Source organism: Thalassiella azotivora (genome assembly GCF_054781695.1).
Genome location: NZ_BAAGTX010000022.1, coordinates 1 through 18,874 on the forward strand (window position 1 = coordinate 1; position 18,874 = coordinate 18,874).

General features: G+C 76.1%; 20 protein-coding genes. 10 read left to right on the forward strand and 10 right to left on the reverse strand.

The features are described 5' to 3' along the window. The 4 genes from ACYVQV_RS14965 to ACYVQV_RS14980 form a co-directional block, all read left to right on the forward strand. On the forward strand, positions 1–1,322 hold a 1,322-nt coding region (locus ACYVQV_RS14965; RefSeq protein WP_461024109.1), incomplete at its 5' end, for an AMP-binding protein. Beyond that, on the forward strand, positions 1,319–2,479 hold the full coding sequence (locus tag ACYVQV_RS14970) for a cytochrome P450 family protein (protein WP_461024110.1): 1,161 nt from the start codon (positions 1,319–1,321) through the stop codon (positions 2,477–2,479). The genes ACYVQV_RS14965 and ACYVQV_RS14970, both read left to right, overlap by 4 nt. A 19-nt stretch (positions 2,480–2,498) precedes the next feature. Then, positions 2,499–3,545: an NAD-dependent epimerase/dehydratase family protein gene (locus ACYVQV_RS14975; protein WP_461024111.1), complete on the forward strand. Its 1,047-nt coding sequence runs from the start codon at positions 2,499–2,501 to the stop codon at positions 3,543–3,545. A gap of 92 nt (positions 3,546–3,637) precedes the next feature. Continuing rightward, positions 3,638–4,678, forward strand: a complete 1,041-nt coding sequence (locus ACYVQV_RS14980) for a GGDEF domain-containing protein (protein ID WP_461024112.1) — start codon at positions 3,638–3,640, stop codon at positions 4,676–4,678. On the opposite strand, the gene ACYVQV_RS14985 is transcribed toward ACYVQV_RS14980, so the two are convergent. Both ACYVQV_RS14985 and ACYVQV_RS14990 read right to left on the reverse strand, forming a co-directional pair. Beyond that, entirely contained in the window at positions 4,669–4,821 is a 153-nt protein-coding gene (locus ACYVQV_RS14985; protein ID WP_461024113.1) for a hypothetical protein, read from the reverse strand. The genes ACYVQV_RS14980 and ACYVQV_RS14985 overlap by 10 nt on opposite strands. Before the next feature lie 60 nt (positions 4,822–4,881). Further along, a complete protein-coding gene (locus ACYVQV_RS14990) occupies positions 4,882–5,574 on the reverse strand; it encodes an NAD(P)-dependent oxidoreductase (protein ID WP_461024114.1) in 693 nt (230 codons plus the stop codon). A gap of 101 nt (positions 5,575–5,675) precedes the next feature. Between ACYVQV_RS14990 and ACYVQV_RS14995 the strand changes: the two genes are divergently transcribed. Next, positions 5,676–6,326 (forward strand): TetR/AcrR family transcriptional regulator, encoded by a 651-nt coding sequence (locus ACYVQV_RS14995; protein WP_461024115.1) that lies wholly within the window; start codon positions 5,676–5,678, stop codon positions 6,324–6,326. An 82-nt stretch (positions 6,327–6,408) separates the two neighbouring features. On the opposite strand, the gene ACYVQV_RS15000 is transcribed toward ACYVQV_RS14995, so the two are convergent. The 3 genes from ACYVQV_RS15000 to ACYVQV_RS15010 form a co-directional block, all read right to left on the reverse strand. Beyond that, the gene (locus tag ACYVQV_RS15000) at positions 6,409–7,035 is read right to left on the reverse strand and encodes a nucleotidyltransferase family protein (RefSeq protein ID WP_461024116.1); all 627 of its coding nucleotides are present in this window, start codon (positions 7,033–7,035) and stop codon (positions 6,409–6,411) included. After that, on the reverse strand, positions 7,032–7,571 hold the full coding sequence (locus ACYVQV_RS15005) for a hypothetical protein (protein ID WP_461024117.1): 540 nt from the start codon (positions 7,569–7,571) through the stop codon (positions 7,032–7,034). Before ACYVQV_RS15005 ends, ACYVQV_RS15000 begins: the two co-directional genes overlap by 4 nt. Positions 7,572–7,638: 67 nt before the next feature. Beyond that, the gene (locus ACYVQV_RS15010) at positions 7,639–8,697 is read right to left on the reverse strand and encodes a zinc-dependent alcohol dehydrogenase family protein (protein ID WP_461024118.1); all 1,059 of its coding nucleotides are present in this window, start codon (positions 8,695–8,697) and stop codon (positions 7,639–7,641) included. 264 nt (positions 8,698–8,961) lie between these two features. On the opposite strand from ACYVQV_RS15010, the gene ACYVQV_RS15015 reads away from it, so the two are divergent. The 4 genes from ACYVQV_RS15015 to ACYVQV_RS15030 all read left to right on the forward strand — a co-directional run bounded on the left by ACYVQV_RS15015 (position 8,962) and on the right by ACYVQV_RS15030 (position 12,900). Continuing rightward, positions 8,962–9,858, forward strand: coding sequence for a carbohydrate-binding domain-containing protein (locus ACYVQV_RS15015; protein WP_461024119.1), 897 nt, complete (start codon positions 8,962–8,964; stop codon positions 9,856–9,858). A gap of 99 nt (positions 9,859–9,957) precedes the next feature. Further along, complete coding sequence (locus ACYVQV_RS15020; protein WP_461024120.1) at positions 9,958–10,923, forward strand: carbohydrate-binding domain-containing protein; 966 nt, start codon at positions 9,958–9,960, stop codon at positions 10,921–10,923. Further along, a complete protein-coding gene (locus tag ACYVQV_RS15025; protein WP_461024121.1) occupies positions 10,920–11,849 on the forward strand; it encodes a carbohydrate-binding domain-containing protein in 930 nt (309 codons plus the stop codon). The genes ACYVQV_RS15020 and ACYVQV_RS15025 overlap by 4 nt, the downstream gene beginning before the upstream one ends. 100 nt (positions 11,850–11,949) lie before the next feature. Beyond that, positions 11,950–12,900, forward strand: coding sequence for a carbohydrate-binding domain-containing protein (locus ACYVQV_RS15030; RefSeq protein WP_461024122.1), 951 nt, complete (start codon positions 11,950–11,952; stop codon positions 12,898–12,900). Between the two features lie 102 nt (positions 12,901–13,002). Here the strand turns inward: ACYVQV_RS15030 and ACYVQV_RS15035 are convergent, their stop codons facing one another. The 4 genes from ACYVQV_RS15035 to ACYVQV_RS15050 form a co-directional block, all read right to left on the reverse strand. Next, on the reverse strand, positions 13,003–13,599 hold the full coding sequence (locus tag ACYVQV_RS15035) for a dihydrofolate reductase family protein (RefSeq protein WP_461024123.1): 597 nt from the start codon (positions 13,597–13,599) through the stop codon (positions 13,003–13,005). Positions 13,600–13,773: 174 nt separating this feature from the next. Next, positions 13,774–14,736: a DUF5926 family protein gene (locus ACYVQV_RS15040; protein WP_461024124.1), complete on the reverse strand. Its 963-nt coding sequence runs from the start codon at positions 14,734–14,736 to the stop codon at positions 13,774–13,776. A gap of 68 nt (positions 14,737–14,804) precedes the next feature. Then, a complete protein-coding gene (locus ACYVQV_RS15045; protein WP_461024125.1) occupies positions 14,805–15,251 on the reverse strand; it encodes an ATP-binding protein in 447 nt (148 codons plus the stop codon). Positions 15,252–15,433: 182 nt separating this feature from the next. Then, positions 15,434–16,282 (reverse strand): glycerophosphodiester phosphodiesterase, encoded by an 849-nt coding sequence (locus ACYVQV_RS15050; protein WP_461024189.1) that lies wholly within the window; start codon positions 16,280–16,282, stop codon positions 15,434–15,436. A gap of 231 nt (positions 16,283–16,513) precedes the next feature. On the opposite strand from ACYVQV_RS15050, the gene ACYVQV_RS15055 reads away from it, so the two are divergent. Beyond that, on the forward strand, positions 16,514–16,717 hold the full coding sequence (locus ACYVQV_RS15055) for a hypothetical protein (protein WP_461024126.1): 204 nt from the start codon (positions 16,514–16,516) through the stop codon (positions 16,715–16,717). A 65-nt stretch (positions 16,718–16,782) separates the two neighbouring features. Here ACYVQV_RS15055 and ACYVQV_RS15060 read toward each other — a convergent pair whose 3' ends face one another. Then, positions 16,783–18,771, reverse strand: a complete 1,989-nt coding sequence (locus tag ACYVQV_RS15060) for a diguanylate cyclase domain-containing protein (RefSeq protein ID WP_461024127.1) — start codon at positions 18,769–18,771, stop codon at positions 16,783–16,785. Between the last annotated feature and the right edge of the window lie 103 nt (positions 18,772–18,874).

Here is an 18,874-nt window from a genome sequence, read left to right on the forward strand (position 1 = left end):
GCCGCGGTCACATGGCCGTCCGCCCGGGGCCGGCGGCGCTGGCCGTCGTCCTCGCGGCGCTGCGGCTGCGGGTGCGGGTCGCCCTCGTCGACCCCGGCGCCGGACCGGACGTCGTCACCGCCAGGCTCGCGCTGGCCGGGCCGACGCTGCTGGTGGCGGACGCCGCCGCGCAGGCCGCCGCGTCGTGGGCCGCCCCGCTCGCCCGCCGGGCCGGGCTGGTGCTTCCCGACCTCGGCGCCATCGCGCCCGTCGTCACGCTCGGACGGCGGCTGCCCGGCTGCGCGCCGCGGCTGGACGACGGGCCCACCGGCGCCACCCGGGTCCCGGACCGGCGCGGGGACGACGGGGACGCGGTCGTCGTCTTCACGTCCGGCACGACCGCCGCGCCGCGCGCCGTCGTCCACACCGTCGCGAGCCTGTCCGCGGGGATGGCCGCGGTCACCGACCTGGTCGCGCCCGAGCCGGGCCGGCCGGTGGTGGGCGGCACGTTCTTCGTCATGGCCCCGTCCCTGCTCGCCGGCGCGCCGGTGCTGCAGCCCGCCCGGTCGCCGCGGCGGGTCGTCGACCAGCTGCGCCGGCTGCGGCCGCAGGCCACCTATCTGACCCCGCCGCAGCTGCGGGCCGTCCTCGCCGCGGGTGGCCGGTTCTCCGGCCGGGTGCTCTCCGGCTCCGCGCCGGTGTCGGCGGCCCTGCTGGAGCGGGTGCGCGCGGCCGGGGCCGACGAGGCGTGGGGGGTGTACGCGCTGACCGAGGCGTTCCCGGTGGCGGCGGTGGAGTCGCGGGAGAAGTCCGCGTTCGCCGCGGACGGCGCCGCGGGCGACCTGGTCGGCGACCTCGTGCCCGGGCTGACCGCCCGGGTGGACGGCGACGGGCAGGTGCTCGTCGCCGGGCCCTCGACCGCCGACCGGTACCTCGGTCAGGAGCCGTTCGCGGAGGTCGCGACCGGTGACGTCGGCCGGGTCGAGGGGCGACGCGTCGTCCTCGGCGGTCGGCTCAAGGACATGGTGCTGCGGGGCGCGGAGAACATCTACCCCGGCCTGTACGAGCCGACGCTGCACGTGCCGGGTGTCGAGGTCGCGGTGCTCGTCGGGGTCCCGGCGGACGACGGCGACGAGCGGCTCGTCGCCCTCGTGCAGCCGGGGGCCGGGGTGCCCGCGGCGCAGGTGCGGGCGTCCCTCGCCGGGCCGCTGTCGCGGATGGGGACGGCCCGGCCGGACGCGGTGCTGCTGGCCGACGTCCCGCTCTCGGGCCGCTCCCGCAAGCCGGACCGCGCCGCGGCGTCCCGGCTGGCCGCCCGGCTGCTCGCCGGAGGGGCGCGGTGACCGCCGCGACCACCCGGACCGTCCGCACCACCGTCCGCACCACCGTCCGGGCAGCCGTCGACCACCGCCGTGCCCGGCGCCGTGACCGCCGGGTCTACCGGGCGAGCCACCCGGTGCTGCTCGCCGTGCTGTCGGCGCTGCGGTTCGGGCTGGGGGGCCGGCGACCCGTGCGGCGGCTCGGCCCCGTCGTCGTGGTCACCGGGACCGACGCGGTGCGGCACGTGCTCACCAGGGTGCCGCTCGACCGGTCCGCGGAGGGGACGACCGGGCGGGCGGCCAGCGACGCGCTCGGGGACGGTGACCTGCTGTTCGACCAGGACGGCGCGGCGCACCGCGGGACGCGCCGCTCCCTGGCCGACCGGCTCGACCAGCGTGGGGTCGACGGGCTGCGGTGCACGTGGGAACCGTTGCTGCGCGACGCCTCCGGGCGGTTGCGGGACGGCGGCGACGTCGACGTCGTCCGGCTCGTCGCCGACGTGTCGGGGGCGACGGCTGTCGCCCTGACCGGGCGGGACGTCGACGGGGCTGCTCTCGCCGACGCGGCGAGGGCGGTCGCGGCGCGGGCGGTCGGCGACCACCTGCCGCGCCCGCCGTGGCGGCGGCGCGGCGGCCTGGCCGGGGCGGGGGACCCCGTGACCCGGCTGCTCGGGGACGACGCGGACGGGCTGGCGCACATGGTCACTCTCGCCACCGTGAACACGACCGTCGCCGGCTTCCCGCGGGCCGTGGCCTGGGTCGCCGACGCGGGCCTGTGGGACGACGCGGCCGACCCGGCCCGGCGGGCGGTGCTCGCCACCGAGCTGCTCCGGGTGACCGCGGCCTCCCCGGTGCTGCCCCGGGCGGCGGCCGCCGACGCCGACGTGGCGGGGTGCCCGGTCCGCGCCGGTGACCGGCTGCTCCTCGTGGCGCGGGACGCCGCCCTGGCGCCGTGGTGCGACCCGTCGGTGGACGACCCGGCGCCCGCGTCCGTGTCCCAGCTCGTCTTCGGCGCCGGACCGCACGCATGCCCCGGGGCCGGCCTGGCGCGGGCACAGCTCGCCGACCTGCTGGCCGCGCTCGCCCCGCTGCGCCCCGAGGTGGTCGAGGCGGTCGCCGACCGGGACGCCGCCCTGCCGTCGTGGCGACGGCTCGTCGTCCGGGCGACGGTGCAGTCGTGATTGCTGCCGTGATGCTGCCGTGACCGGCCGCCCGGGCCGACCGGTGCTCGACGGGGCCCCCGTCGCGCCGGGTGCCCTGCGCGGGGTGACGGTCGGGGTGACCGGGGCCAGTGGGTTCTGCGGGGGCGTCGTCGCTCGCGCCGCGCTCGAGGCCGGGGCGGACGTCGTGACCCTGGGCCGCCGTCCCGGGCCGGTCGGCTCGCACCGCACCTGGGACGCCGTCGCCGGCGCACCCGACCTGGCCGGGGTCGACGTCCTCGTCCACCTCGCGGCCGCGGTCGGTGACCCGGCCCGCGGCCGGCCGGCGCGGGCGTTCGAGGCCGTCAACGTCGACGGCGCGCGCCGGGTGCTCGACGCCGCGGGTGACCGGGCGGTGGTGTGGGTGTCCTCGGCCAGCGTGTACGACCCGCGGGTGGACCGGTCGCTCGTCACCGAGGACCACCCGACGGCCGGCGGCCACCTCAACGCCTACGGCCGGACGAAGGCCGCCGGCGAGCGCCTGGCCCTGGCCGCCGGTGCGGTCGTCCTGCGCCCGCACGCCGTCTACGGGGAGGGGGACCACCACCTGCTGCCCCGGCTGCTGCGCACGGCCCGCCGCGGGGTGGCCGTCCTGCCGGGCCCCGACGTCCCGGTCAGCCTGACGGCGGTGGAGAACCTGGCGACCGCGTGCCTGCTCGGCGCCCGCTGGGCTCCGGGCGCGTACAACGTGGCCGACGCCGAGCCGTACCGGCGCGACGACGTGGTCGCCCGGGTCCTGACGGCCGCCACCGGCGGCACGGTGCGCGTGCGGCACGTGCCGGTGGCGCTGGCGGACCGCGCCGCCGACGTCCTCGGTAGCGTCGGGCGGGTGCTGCCCGTCGAGCCGGTCGTCACCCGCTACGCCGTCGACCAGGTGTCCGCGCCGTTCGTGCTCGCCACCGCGCGGGCCGGGTCCGCCGGGTGGCGAGCGCACCGGGACGCCGGCGACTACCTGGCCGTGCTGGCCGAGCCGGCAGTGCTGACCGGGGGTGCCGGCGGCCCGCCGGGTGCGCCGCGCGGAGGACCGTGGTCAAGGACGCCCGCGTGACCGCCGATGAGGAGGGCGTGGCTCCCGCCGGAAGACCGGGATCCCCCTCGTCCTCGCCCCCGGCCGGACCGGGGGGCGACGTCGACGTGCCCGTGGACCGGCACGCGATGCTCGCGGACGCGCTCCGTCCCGCCTGCACCGTGCTGGCCGTCGTGTTCGCCGGCATCGCGCCGCTGCACCTGCTGACGCTCGATGGCGCCGCGGGGACGGTCGTGGCGGCGGTCGCCGCGGTGACCGCGGTGGTGATCGCCGGGGTCGGCGTGGCCCTGCGGACGGCCGGTCCCGACTCGTTCGTGCACTCCCGCGGGCCGGAGCTGGCGCTGGCGGTGGCGTGCATGGCGGTCGCGAACACGCTGGTGCACCTGGAGGCGACGGGCTCGCCGTACCCGACGGCGAACCTGGTGGCGGTCGTGATCGGCGTGGGGGCGATCCTCAGCGTGCGGGCGCACGCGCTCGCCGTCGTCGTGGTGGCGGACGTCGCCTGGTTCGTCATCGCGCTGCGGCACGGCTTCGACGAGACGTGGCAGCAGTCGGCGGGTGCCCTGTTGGCGGCCAGCGGGCTGGCCGGGGTCCTGCACGTGACGCGCTACCGGACGGTGCAGCGGCTGGAGGTCGCGCGCAGCCAGCTGGGCGCCCTGAGCATCACCGACGAGCTGACCGGCGTGCGCAACCGCCGCGGCCTGCTGCTGGCCGGGCAGCCCCTGCTGCAGCTCGCGCACCGGGACGGCGCGCCCGTCACGGTGGTGTACCTCGACCTCGACGGGCTGAAGGGCGTCAACGACACGCTCGGGCACGCCGCCGGTGACCGGATGATCCTCGCGACCGCGGAGGTCCTGTCCGCGACGGTCCGCTCCTCGGACGTCGTCGCGCGGCTGGGCGGCGACGAGTTCGCCGTCCTGCTGCCGCACGCCGGCGCGGCGGAGGCGCGCGCCCTGGTGGGACGGTGCACCGAGCGGCTCGCGACCGTCGGGGTGAGCGCCAGCATGGGCTGGGCGTGCGACGACCTCGCCGCCCGGGACGGCGGCCCGCCGAGCCTGGACGGCCTCCTCGCGGCGGCCGACGCCCGGATGTACGAGGTCAAGCGCCGGCGACGGACCACGGCGGGACGGGCGGCGAGGCCGGCTCAGGCCTGACGCCCGTAGGCGCGCGCCGCCAGCGGGCCGAACACCGCGGCGAGACCGGCGCTGACCAGGAGGACGACCGTCACGTCGCCGCCGGCCGGCTCCCCGTGCGCGAGCGCGCGCATCGCGCGCACCAGCACGGTTACCGGGTTCACCTCGACGACCCCCTGGAGGCCGCACCTCGACGACGAGGTCGACGTCCACGGGGTCGCCGCTCACGGGGTCACCGTCCCCGCGTGCGCCCTGGCCGAGGGCGTGAGGCGGCCGACGATCGCGGGCGCCTCGCGCAGCAGGGAGTCGTCGGTGAGCGCGTGGACCATGAAGCGGGCGAAGTCGACGCGGCGGGTGAGGTTGCTCGCCAGGGCCGGGTCGCCGACGTGGCGGCGCCAGACCGGCAGCCCCTGGCTCGGGCCCTCCTCGAGGTCGCTGCCCCGGACGACGGTCCACCGCCGGTCGCTGTCGAAGACCCGACGGCAGGCCTCGACCTGGTCGTCGACGTCGACGAGCCGGAGCAGCCGGCCGAGGACGGTGACGACCGGGACGGCGAGCCGCAGGGACGGCGGGTACACGTCCTGCCCGTCCCGGCTGATGTGCCACCCGCACGAGAACACGAGCCGGGCGTCCGGCTCGGCGAGGTCGAGGACCGCCTGCGCGGTGCCCGTCGCGTAGCCGTGGACCCCGCGGGGGACGAGCACGGTCAGCACGCCGTCGCAGCCGGCGACCGCTCTCGCGACGGCGTCGCGGTCGTCCGTGCGACCCGCGACCACGGTGATCCGGTCCCGCAGGTCGTCGAGCTTGTGGACGCTCTGCTCGCGGCAGACGCCGACCACCTCGTGGCCGTCGTCCAGGCAGTGCCGGACCATCGCCCGGCCGAGCTTGCCGGACGCGCCGATGACGCAGACCCTCACGACCACCACTCTCCCTTACGACTGTAAGTCTGGATGTCGACACCGTAGACGTACAGGTGTAAGGTGTCAACGTCGCGACACCGAGGAGAGGACGACACCGGATGCCGAGGACGGGTCGTTCCCGGACCCCCCTGACGCGGGAGCGGGTGCTGAGAGCGGCGGTCGAGGTCGCCGACGACGGCGGTGTCGGCGCCCTGAGCATGCGCAAGGTCGCCGAACGGCTCGGCGTCGAGGCGATGTCGCTCTACCACCACGTCGAGAACAAGGAGGCGATCCTCGACGGGGTGGTGGACGCGGTCTTCGCCGACATCGCCCTGCCACCTGGCGACCTGCCCTGGCGGGACGCCGTCCGGCACCGGTGCGTCTCGGCGCGCGCGGTCCTGCTCGCGCACCCCTGGGCCCTCGGGCTGCTCGACTCGCGGGCCACACCCGGCCCCGCCACCCTCCGGCACCACGACGCGGTCCTCGGCGCCCTGCGCGCGGCGGGCTTCGACGTCGCCGCGACCGCGAGCGCCGTGAGCCTGCTCGACAGCTACGTGTACGGCTTCGTGCTCCAGGAGCGGAGCCTGCCGTTCTCGACCGGCGAGGAGCTCGGCGACGTGGCGGAGGGGATGCTGGCGCGGCTGCCGAGCGGCACCCACCCGCACCTCGCCGAGATGGTCGCGCACGCGCTGCGCCCCGGCTACGACCACACCGACGAGTTCGCGGTCGGCCTCGAGCTGGTGCTGGACGCGGTCGAGCGCCTGCGCTGAACGACAGGGGCGCAGTTCCGGTGCCTCACAGGGACCGGACACACGTCGCTGTACGGGTTGTCGCTGTGGAGGGTCCGGCGCGTCAGTGGCGCGGCCACGGGTCCGCACGAAGGGCTGGCCACTGCGCCGACCACCGCGCCACCTTGGCGTCGTACACCTGCCTCGGAGCGCGCCGGGCGTTGGGGCGCAGGTGCATCCCCAGGGTGTCGGTGACTCCGAACGGTGCGTGGAGCCGCACGGTGCCGTCCGCACCGCGGGTCAGCCCGAGGCAGCAGGCGAACGCGGCGAAGAGGTCGATGGCCTCGGTGGCGCACGTGAGCGGTTCGACCGGGACGCCGAACCGCTGCTCGTACCAGCGGTGGACGCGCGCCTGGTTGCGGATCTCGACGTTGACGTCCAGGTCGTCGAGGAGCACGGCCGCGCGGCGGATCACGGCGTCCTCGGCGTCCCAGGACAGGTCTCCGCCGTCGAAGTAGAAGACGTCGTAGTCGACGATGCCCTCCCGGGGGTCTCGACCCGTCAGGACGTTCCAGACGGTCTGGAATAGCGCGCCGCCGGTCAGCCACCAGTCCGGGGCGCCGAGGCGCGGCCCACGCTCCAGGACCGCGGCGCTGACAGGGTTCTGCAGCACCATGTCGACGACCTGCCGGTGGACCGGCATCAGCACGGTCGCCGGGCACGCCGCGACCACTCGCGGAGGTGAGGTCACCATTCACACCGCAGGTCGAGGAGGCGGTCGACGCCCCGGACGACGACGACCACGAACTCCGCGGAGCCGTCGGCGAAGGAGGGGGCGCCGAGGCCGTCGTCGAACCGGTCACCCTCGTAGACGCTGACCTGCGCGTCGAGGTCCCGCTCGCGGAAGGCGCGTTCCAGTCCGTCACGCGACAGCGACGACACCACGGTGAGCTGTGCCGACACCTCGCACCCGCCCTTGACGTCCCCTGCGCCGACCCAGCCGTGCGCTCGCCCGTCCCAGCCCGCCCACTCGACGTCGTCGGGCAACCCGGACTCGACGTCGTCCACCAGGCGGTCCACCTCGGCGTCGTGCTGGCGCGCCGACCACCAGAACGGCGCCCCCGCGACGTAGCCGAGGGTGACCACGGTGGTCGTCAGGAGGACCGCGGTGAACCAGCCCTCGGAGGCGAGGAACCGCCTGCTCGCCGGGTCGCACGCAGCCGGTCCACCCCGCGGTCCGTCACAGGCGGCAGCCTGCCACGCCGCCTGTTGACGACGTCGCGCCACGACGTCAGCGACGCAGTTCCGGTGCCCGTCAGGGACCGGAACTGCGTCGCTCGTCGGTGCGGGCGGGTCAGCTGCGCTTGATGACCACCTTGAGCGCCTTCGTCTCGGCCGCGCGGCCGAAGGTGTCGTAGGCGTCGAGGACCTCGTCGAAGGTGAAGTGGTGCGTCGCGAACTTGTCCGCCGGCAGCTTGCCCTGGGCGACGAGCCGCAGCAGCATCGGCGTCGTCGTCGTGCTGACCAGGCCGGTGGTGATGGTGACGTCCTTGATCCACAGGTCCTGCAGCGCCAGCTCGGCGGGCCGGCCGTGGACGCCGACGTTCGCGGCGACGCCACCGGGGCGGATGAGCTCGGTCGTCATCACGAACGTCTCCGGGACGCCGACCGCCTCGATGGCGACGTCCACGCCGAGCCCGTCGGTCATGCCCATGACCTCCTCGCGCCAGCCGGCACGGCCGCTGTTCACGCCGTCTGTGGCGCCGAAGGACCGGGCCTGCTCGATCCGGTTGTCGTCCAGGTCGATCGCGATGACGCGCGCGGCGCCGTACAGGCCGGCCGTCATGATGGCGGCGAGTCCGATCGGGCCCGCGCCGACGACGGCGACCGTGTCACCGGGCTTCACGCGGCCGTTGCGGACGCCGATCTCGAAGCCGGTCGGGAGGATGTCGCTGAGCATGACGGCCTGCTCGTCGGTGACGCCGTCCGGCAGCACGTGCAGGGAGCTGTCCGCGAAGGGCACCCGGACCAGCTCGGCCTGCGTGCCGTCGACGAGGTGACCGAGCACCCACCCGATGCCGGACTGGCCGACGTCGGCGAGGCAGTGCGCAGGCAGCTGCGCGCGGCAGTACGCGCACGTGCCGCACGAGGTGATGCAGGAGACGATCACGCGGTCGCCGACCTTCACGCCCTGGACGGCGCTGCCGACCTCGGTGACCGTGCCGACGGCCTCGTGGCCGAGGACCCGGCCGTCGGCGACGGCGGGGACGTCGCCCTTGAGGATGTGCAGGTCGGTGCCGCAGATGGTCGTCGTGTCCACCCGGACGACCGCGTCCGTGGGGTCGACGACCGTCGCGTCCGGCACCTCCTCCCAGGCCTTCTGACCGGGACCGTGGAACACCAGAGCCTTCATCGCCGCCTCCTGCGCCGGAACCGGGCGGGCGGTCCGACCGGTGGTCCGATCCTTCGCCGGTGGCGCGGTCGCGACCAGGGCCGTTCTTCCCGACTCCACGACGTCACGGTTCTGTGACGTACGGTCACAGCACAGCAGGGGCCAGTGGGCTCCGGCGGGCGGACGGGGGGCGGTATGCCACTGACGAGCACGGGCGGCGCGGCATCGAGGAGCGCGATCGGGAGAGGCACCAGCCGGTGGCGCCGGGCCCTCGGGGCGCCCTCGGTGGCGGTCACCACGGCCGCGGTGCTGCTCGCACCGCCGTCGGGTGACGCCGCCGCGGCGACGGGGCAGCTCGACACGGTCGTGACCGCGACGGAGTGGCGGGCCGACCCGGGCACGGGCTCGGTGTACCGCGGGTGGTCCGGCCACGAGGGCGAGGGTTTCGGGCTCTGGGCGGCGGGCAGCGCGGCCGGTGACGTCGACCTGCCCCGGCCGCTGACCCGGCTCGTCCTCGAGGCGGGTGGTGACCGGTGCGGGGGCACGGGCGGCTCCAGCGGGGAACCCGCCGCGGAGGTGCTCGTGGACGGGGTGCCGGTCCTGGCCGTCCCGGAGGTCGACGCCGACCTCGGCCAGTACGACGTCCGCGGCAGCTGGTCCGCGGGCCGGCGCGCGGTCGAGGTGCGGTACCCGGCAGACCACCGTTCGCCGGAGTGCGATCGCAACCTCAAGATCGCCCGCGTCTGGTTCGACGACGACGCGCCCGGCTGGACGCGCGTGCTCCTGCGCGCCGACTCGCTGGACCGGACGCCGGCGTCCGCCGGGACGGTCTACGGCAAGGGCCCCACCGGTGAGCCGACCCAACTGCTGTGGTCGAACGGCAGCCTCACCGCGACGCTGACCACGCCCGAGATCCAGGTCGGCTTCCTGCGCCTGCAGGTGTCCGGCCACCTCTGCGAGGGCGGGCCGACCGTCGTCGTGGCTGTCGACGGCCGGGAGGTCGGACGGGTCACCGCCGACGCCGACCGGTACGGCAGCCTGCGCCACTACGAGATGGCCCTCCCCTTCCTCGTCGAGGCGGGTCGGCACGTGGTGACGCTCACCTACGGGAACGACCACCGCAGCGGGACGTGCGACCGCGACCTCAAGGTCGGGACGGTCGCCGTGGCGGTCAGGTCGTGAACGCACCGCGCACCGCAGGACGTCTTCAGGTGCGTGAACGATGTATTACTCTCCGTCAGGGATGAGTGACATTTAGTCACTCGATCGGGGGAGGTCCACATGAGCGCGACCCACGGACCACGGGGCGCGGCGCGGCGCACCCGCGGTCGTCACCTGCCAGGGGTCGTGGCGGCGGTGGCGGCGACCTTCGCCCTGACGGGCGCGACGCTGCCGGCGGCGGCGGGCGTCGACCGCCCCCGGGCCGTGGCCGACGAGACGGTGCTCCCGCACGAGTGGTCCGCCGACCCTGGCACCGGCTCGGTGTACACCGGCCGCTCCGGGTGGACCGGCACCGGCTTCGGGCTGTGGCGCACCGGGTCGGCCACCGCGCCGGTGGACCTGCCGCGGGCGGCGACCCGGATGGTGCTGGAGGCGAGCGCCGACCTGTGCCCGCAGTACGTCGGCGCACGCGCCACCGTCCTCGTCGACGGCGAGCGCGTGCTCGTCGACCAGCTCGTGGACGTCGACAGCGGCCGGTACGTCGCGACCGGCGACTGGGCGCCGGGACCGCACCACGTGGAGGTCCGCTTCACCGACGACTACCGCACCGCCGGATGCGACCGGAACCTCAAGCTGTCGCGCCTGTGGTTCGACGGCGGCGACCCGGCGATGACGCGTGTCGCCGTGGACGCGAGCTCGCTGAACATCATGCCGCCGTCCATCGGCCGGCACTACACCAAGGGGCCCCAGGGGTCACCCACCGTCGTCCTGTGGTCCAACGGGGGCGCCGGCACGTCCGTCACGACCCAGGCGATCACCCGCGGCTCGGTCTCCGTGCTGGCGTCGGCCCACGACTGCGAGGGGCCTGCGCGGATGCTCGTCTGGGTCTCCGACCGGTACGTCGGCCAGACCGAGCCCGGTCCGGACCAGCACGGCACGCTGCGCTGGCACTCGTGGGCGCTCCCGTTCGACCTTCCCGCCGGCCGGCACGGGCTGAAGGTCGAGTTCGTCAACCAGCACCGCGGCGAGACCTGCGAGCGCGGACTGAAGGTCGGCATGATCGCGCTCGATGGCGGTCGGGCGTGACCCGGCTCGGCGCCGCCCGCCTCGGCGTGATCGCCGCCGCGCTGGTGGCCATGACGGCCGCGTCCGTCGCGCCCGCGGCGAGCGCCGCGCCCCCGCGGCACGACGACGCCTACACGGTCTACCCCGACGAGTGGGACGTCGACCCCGCCGTCGGCTCGGTGTTCACCGGGTGGGCCGCGTACACCGGTCGCCCTCCCAGCCGGCTCGGGCTGTGGAGCACCGGGTCGGCCACCGGGCACGTCGACCTGGGCTGGGCGACGACGCGCCTCGTCCTGGAGGCCGGGGCCGACCGCTGCGGACCGGACGGCGGCGCCCGGGCGTCCGTCCTCGTCGACGGCGAGCCGGTGCTCACCGACGTGCTGGTCGACGCGGACATGGGCCGGTACTGGGCCCCCGGCAGCTGGGGACCGGGGCGCCACGACGTCGAGCTGAGGTTCCTCAACGACCACCGCGCCGGGGACTGCGACCGCAACCTCAAGGTCTCACGCGTGTACTTCGCCGAGGAGTGGCCGCAGGCGAGCGTCCAGATGCGCGCCGACTCCGCGACGCTCGTCCCCGCCGGCGCAGGCACGTTCTACCGCAAGGGCCCGCAGGGCGAGGGTACCCACCTGCTGTGGAGCAACGGGTCCGTCACGTCGACGGTCACCACGCAGGCGATGGAGCACTCGCGGCTGAACGTCCGGGTCGCCGGGCACGACTGCGAGGGGCCGGCACGGATGGTCATGCGGGTCGGTGGACGGTACGTCGGCCAGCAGGACGTCGGCCCCGACGCGTACGGCCAGCTCGGCAGCCACCGCCGCAGCGTGCCCTTCGCCGTCCCCGCAGGGACCACCGACCTCACCATCGAGTTCGTCAACGACCACCGCACCGGCGACTGCGACCGCAACCTCAAGGTCGGCGACGTCTGGCTGGACGAGTGGCACTGACCAGCCGGGCCCCCGCGGGCTGAGCCCGCCCGGCACCCCTCCACGTCCGCGCGGCACCCGCACGCGCCGGAACGACCGAACACACCACGAGGAGAGTCCCTTGACCGACGCTGTCCCCACCCGCGGACGCACCGCGCGCCGCCGGGTGGTCCGCCGCACCGTGGTCGCGGCCGCGACCACCGCACTGCTCACCACCTCCGCCGCCGCGGCGACGGCGACCCCGCACGACGGCACGACCGCCACGTCCGCCGTCGTGACGGCCACCCAGTGGCAGGTCGACCCCGCCGTCGGGTCGGTCTACCGCGGGTGGACCGGCCACGACGGCACCGGCCTCGGCCTGTGGCGCACCGGGTCGGCGACCGCCACCACGACGGTGACCGACGACGCGACCCGCGTCGTCCTCGAGGCCGGGGCGGACCGCTGCGAGGGCGGTGCCACCGCCACCCTGCTCGTCGACGGCGAGCCGGTGCTCGAGGACCTGGTCGTGGACGCCGACCGGGGCCGCTGGAGCGTCGCCGGCCAGTGGGCCGCGGGCGACCACGCGGTCGAGGTCCGCTACCTCGACGACCACCGGACCCAGGCCTGCGACCGCAACCTCAAGGTGTCGCGCGTCTGGTTCGACGACGCACCGACCGCCGCGTCGCTCACCATGCGGGCGAGCTCGTTCGCCCGCACCCCGCTGGACGCCGGCTTCCTGTACGGCAAGGGCCCGCAGGGCGAGCCGACCCAGCTGCTGTGGTCCAACGGCTCGGTGTCGACCCGGGTCACGACCCCCGTGCTCGCCGCGGGCACCGTGACCGTGGACGCGTCGGCGCAGGAGTGCGAGCGGCCGGCGCTGCTGGTCGTCGGCGTCGACGGCGAGGACGTCGGCCAGGTCGTCCCCGGGCCGGGTCGCCGGGGCGAGCTGCGCTCCTACGAGCTCGCGCTGCCCGGTGACCTCGGCGCCGGCATCCACGAGGTGACGGTCCGGTTCGTCAACGACCTGCTGACCGGCGAGTGCGACCGCAACCTGCGGGTGGGCCGGGTCGTCCTGGCCGGCGCCACCGGCTGACCGACTCACCAGCACGCACGACGCAGCACGCACGACGCACGGCCCGGGACGCTGACGTCCCGGGCCGTGCGCGCGCCTCGTCCGCGTGGCGGCGCGCGCGCGTCAGTCCCGGACGCGCCGGTAGCTGCAGACCAGGACGCCGGTGCCCGCCTGCTCGACGGACTCGAGCCACAGCGGCCGGGCCTGCCCGTCGTCGGGGAAGACCCGCTTGCCGCCGCCGAGAAGCACCGGCTCGAGCATCAGGACGTAGCGGTCCACCAGGTCGTGCTCGGCGAGCTGGCGGGCCACCGAGCTGCTGCCCCAGACCTGCAGGAGCCCGCCCGGCTGGTCGCGCAGCTCGCGGACGGCGCCGATCGCGTCGTCCGCGGGCAGCAGCCGCGACCCCGACCAGGCGGCGACGTCCTCCTCGGTCAGGGTCCGCGACGCGACGTACTTGGTGATGCTGTTCATCCGGTCGGCGAACGGGTCACCGGCCCGCTCCGGCCAGGCGGTCGCCATCCCCCGCCAGGTGCGGCCGCCGAAGAGCATGGCGTCGGCGTCCGACATGACGCCGTCGATCGCCGCACCCATCACCTGGTCGTCGAAGTAGGGCACCGACCAGCCGCCGTGCCGGAACCCGCCGTCGTCGTCCTCCCCCTCACCGCCCGGTGCCTGCACGACGCCGTCCAGGCTCATGAAGTCGATGACGGTCACGTCCACGCTGCTCTCCTCCTCGTCAGGACCCCTCGTGGGCCACGTCGCACCTCCGACCGGCGCACGACCCGGAAGTCATCGCCCTCCCCCACCCCGTCCTCGTGATCATGCAGAAGTGGTCACGGTCAGATCTGCATGATCACGGCGAGGGTGGGTGGTGGACCGGGGGAACGGGGGTGGTCAGCGCAGGGTGAGCTGGCGGGAGACGACCCCGGCCCGGGCCCGACGCTCCTCGGCGGTCAGCGGGGCGTCGTCCGCCAGCGCCGCGTCGAGCCGGGCCGCCCACGCCTGGGCGGGCTCCTCGACGTCGTCCGCCGTCGACCCGGGGACGAGGTCCCAGACCGGCACGAGCAGGCCGTGGGCGCGGAACGCCCCGATGTACCGGGTGCCCTCGCCGAGCCCCGAGTCGCCGCGCGCGTGCAGCCGGGCGAGCGCGTCCAGCAGCGGCTCCTCGTCGTGCGGCAGGACCCAGCGCAGGTGGTCGCGCTCACCGATCCGGCACCAGTACGCGGCCTCGACGGACGCGAGCCGCTCGGTCGGGACGGCGGCGGCGTTGGCGGACTCGAGCGAGGCGCGCACGTCGTCGGCCTGACCCTGCACGTCGTCCAGCCAGAAGTCGAACCCCTCGTGCACGGACACGCGGAACGGCTGGTCGAGGTCGAGCACGTCCTGCAGGCGGGGCCCGACGCCGCTCAGCGGCACGCTCGGGACCGGCGTCCCCGGCTCGGCGTCCAGGGCGGTCAGCAGCGCCTGCGCGGCGTCGCGGCTCGGGTCCCCGGACCCGCCGTGCACCTGCAGCCCGACGAGCACCGGGCCGTCGGCGCGGTGCAGCGCCGGCCACGCCAGCGGCAGCACGGTGGCGACGGTGACGTCCTGCGCGCCGTGCTCGGAGGTCGTCCGCACCGTCGCCGTCGCGGCGGGGACGATCTCGCGCATGGCGACCCAGTCGCACTCCCCGGGCAGGCCCTCGTAGGGGCGGGTGACGAGCGCGACCTCGGCCTGCGCGGCGGCCCGGCCGTGGCACATCTTGTAGCGCTTGCCGGACCCGCACGGGCACGGCTCGCGCATCCCGACGACGGGGACGTCGGCGTCGGCGACGGCGGTGCGTGCGGTGGACGCCTGACGGCGCGACTTCTTGCCCATGGGGGGCGAGCGTAACGAGGCGCGGGGCCCGGGGCCGCTCTGGTGCGTCCTGCCGGGGACGGCGGCGCTCAGGTGCGACGGCGTCGCCGGGAGGGTCCGCCGACGGCGGCCCAGACGGTGCGGTGTCCCTGGCCGTCCTCGACCACGCCCCACTCGTGCGCGATGCTGCGGACGATGCGCAGGCCCCGGCCGCTGGTGGCGTAGGTCGCGGGCCGCAGCGGTCGCACCTGGGCGCGGGCACCGCCGTCGGTGACCTCGACGTCGACGGTGCCGCCGCGGACCTGCCAGCGCACGAGGACGTCCCCGTCGACGGAGTCCGCGTGCCGGACCGCGTTGCCGAGCAGCTCGGACAGGACCACCGCGGCCTCGTGGCTGACGTTGGCGTCGAGCCGGGCGCAGACGTCGGAGAGGAACTCGCGGCGGGCGGCGGGGACGGCGGCCGCCCGGTGCGGGACCCTCAGACCCCGTGCGTCACCGCGCTGGGGGACGTCGGTCAGCGCCTGGGTGGCGGGCACGGCTCCCCCTCCTGCGGTCGGCTCCTGGCGTCGGCTGCCCCGCGGCGGGAGCAGGTGCTCTCACGGATGCTGTACCCGCCCGGGCGCGCAGGCAAACACCCGGTGCCCCAGGTCACACGAAGATCACTCGATGCAGTCAGTCGATCACTGCCCGTCGCGTGCGGGGGCGCGTGCTGACGACGTCAGGCCGAGCCGCGACCGAGCTGGCCGAGGACCGCGTCCGGCCGGTTCGTGATGATCGCCTCCACCCCGGCGTCCAGGCACCGCTGGACGTCCTCGGGCTCGTCCACCGTGAACACGTGCACGGCGTACCCGGCGGCGCGCAGCCGGTCGACGTACCACCGCTCGTCGCGCAGCAGCTGGACGGACACCCCGGCGGTCGCCACCCCGCGGGGCAGGCGCGGCTCGCCCAGCCGGACGGGCACCCGCTCGGTGAGCAGCACCAGCGGCAGGGCCGGCGCCATCGCCCGGACCCGCTGCACGGCGCGCACGGAGAAGCTCATCACCCGCGCCCGGGGACGCCGTCCGCGCGGCGGGTGCGCCCACCCGAAGTGGTCGAGGACGTCGACCACCTCCCGCTCGACGTGCCCCGCGTACCGGGTGGGGTGCTTGGTCTCCACCGCCACCTCGACCGGGCGACCGCTGTCCGCCACGACCGACAGCAGCCGCCGCAGGGTCAGTAGCCGGCCCTGGTCCCGGTCGGGCAGCTCGCCGGGCAGCCGACCACCCTGCGCCCGCTTCCACGACGCCCAGTCCAGGCCCTCGAGCTGCTCCAGCTCCAGGGCGGACACGCGACCGCGCCCGTTCGAGGTCCGGTCCACGCGCCGGTCGTGCACGCACACCAGGTGCCCGTCCGCGGTCATCCGGACGTCGCACTCCAGCGCGTCCGCGCCCGCCTCGATCGCTCGGACGTAGGCACCCAGGGTGTGCTCGGGGTGGTCGTGGCTGGCGCCGCGGTGCGCCACCACCTGGGGGACGACCGGCGGAGGCGGGACGTTCGCCCCCCGGCGCCGGAGGCCGTCCGCGCGCAGCAACCGGTCGCGCAGCCGGGCGTCCCGGCCGGCGTCCCGACCGACGTCCTGACCGTCGTCCTGGGTCACCCGGGAGCGTCCTCGCTCACTCACCGGTCAACCCTCGCACCCGCTCCGGGACGACGCACGGTGCCCCGCCGTGCGCCGACGGCCACCGGTCGCGCACCGCCGCCCCGCGCGCGACCGTGGACGGGCGGTGCCCGTCCCGGGCACCGACGGAGGGAGAGCACCGTGCAGATCGACAAGAACCAGATCATCGAGCTGCTCCGCAGCCAGGGGAACCAGGACAAGGCCGAGCAGGCCGACCGGGACCTGCCGCAGCAGGTCGACACCGACCGGGACGCCGGCCTGCTCGACACGCTGGGCATCGACGTCCAGGACCTGCTCGGCAGGCTCGGCGGCTCCGGGGGGATCGCCGGCACGCTCGGCCTGTAGGCGGAGAACCGGCCACCCGCGCTCCGGGGCCCCGTTCCGACCGGGACGGGGCCCGCGGCGGGCGTTCAGGAGGTGGCGTCGCGCGCGCCCGGCACCCCGGGAGCCGCGGGCCGCTCGGCCGCCCACGCCACCCGGTCGCGACCGGAGCGCTTGGCCTCGTACATGGCGGCGTCCGCCGCGCGCAGCACGTCGCCCGGCGTCGCCGTCCCCGGCGCCGACGCCGCCCCCACGCTGGCACTCACCACGTGGGCACCGTCGGGCAGGACGTACGGCTCCCGCACGACCGCGCGGACGCGCTCGGCGATGGCCGCCAGCTCGTCGGCGGCGACCACCGGGTACAGCACCACGAACTCGTCGCCACCCAGGCGGGCGACGGTGTCACCGGGCCGGACCGCGTCCGACAGCCGCGACGCCACCTGCCGCAGCAGCTCGTCACCCGCGGCGTGGCCGGCGGTGTCGTTGACCTCCTTGAAGCCGTCGAGGTCGAGGAACAGCACGCCCACCCGGTCCCCGGACCGCCCGGCGGCGGCCAGCGCCTGCTCGAGCCGGTCCTGCAGGAGCGTGCGGTTGGCCACCCCCGTCAACGCGTCGTGCAGCGCCCGGTGGGTGAGCACCTCCTCCGCGGCCCGGCGCGCCGTCACGTCCTCGACGAGGACCATGACGTACGGCTCCGCGGAGCGGGGACGGACCAGCGACGCCGACCACGCGCCCCAGGCGTGCCCGCCGTCCGCCCGCAGGTACCGCTCCTGGGCGCTCACCCGCTCGACCCGGCCGGCGAGAAGGTCGGCGAGCCGCCGGCCGCCCTCACCGCCGTCGAGCAGGCCGCGCACGTCCCGGCCGACCAGCTCGCCGGCCGACCACCCGGTCATACCCGTCAGCGCCTCGTTGACCTGCAGCACGCGACCGAGCCCCGGCTCCGACCCGGCGACCATGAGCATCCCCACCGGCGCCGTGTCGAACGCCAGGCGGAAGCGCTCGTCCCGGTCCTGCACCTGCGCGAGAGCCCCGCGCAGCGCGGCGATCAGCAGGTGCCGCTCGTCCCGGTGGACGGCGAGCAGCACGGTGACCAGCACGGTCACCGCGGCGAGCGCCTGGGCCAGCGCCACCTGCAGGGTGGGACTGTCCTGGGCGAACGGCCCGTGCCCCATGAGCGTCAGGGCGATCACCACCCCGCCGCCGAGGGCCGTCAGGACGGCGGCGACGACGGTGGGGAACCGCGTTCCCGTCCACGCGCACAACGGCAGGGTCGCCAGGGCGAGCGCCCCCGCGCCGCCGACCGCCACGACCAGCCAGTAGGCCGTGGCCGCGGCTGCGACGAGCACCGCGACCTCGGCCGCGCGGACCCAGGAGAACGTCGGCCTGCGCCACGACGCCCCCCAGACCACGAGCAGGACGGTCGCCAGGACGAAGGTGCTGCTGGCGTTGCGCAGCACCCAGGCGGGGGCGACCTCGACCCACGGGGCGCCCGCGGTCACGGCCAGCGCACCGGCCCCCAGCGTCGCGCTGAGCAGGGCGCCCGTCACCGCGCCGGCCAGGAGCACCAGCACGTGCCGCACGGTGCGCGGTACCCAGCCGGGGTCCGGCCGCAGCCGCCGCACGACCGCCACCGCGACGACGGCGTGGACGACGTTCGCCGGCGCCATCGCCAGCGACAGACCCCAGCCGGCGGTGGTGAGGAGGTTGCCGAGCACGGTCAGGACGGAGAGCACCGCGACGTCGGCCAGCGCACGCCGCGGACGCCCCCAGGAGCCGGCCAGCCACAGGAACGAGACGGCCGCCGCGGGCCAGACCAGCGCGAGCTGGTCACCCTCGACGCGCACCAGGCGGCCGAGCCACACCGCCGCGCCGTAGGCGGCGGCCCACAGGGACAGCCGCAGGACCAGCGCACCGCGGCCGGCGACGCGGCCGGTCAGGACGCCACGGGCGGCGTCCCGCACCGCTCGCGCCCCGCTCGCACCGGGCACCTCGACCAGCTCGGTCGCCTCGGTCACCGTGACCGCCTCCTGCGCGGATCGGCCGCGGGCCCGCTGCTCGAACCCGCTGGGTCCCGTCATCGGCACGACCGGGTCCGACCTTGAGCGGCGGTTGCTACGGTCGACCCTTCCGGTCCACGGGGGCACGAGCTGGACGGACGAGCTGGACGAGCAGCCGGACGAG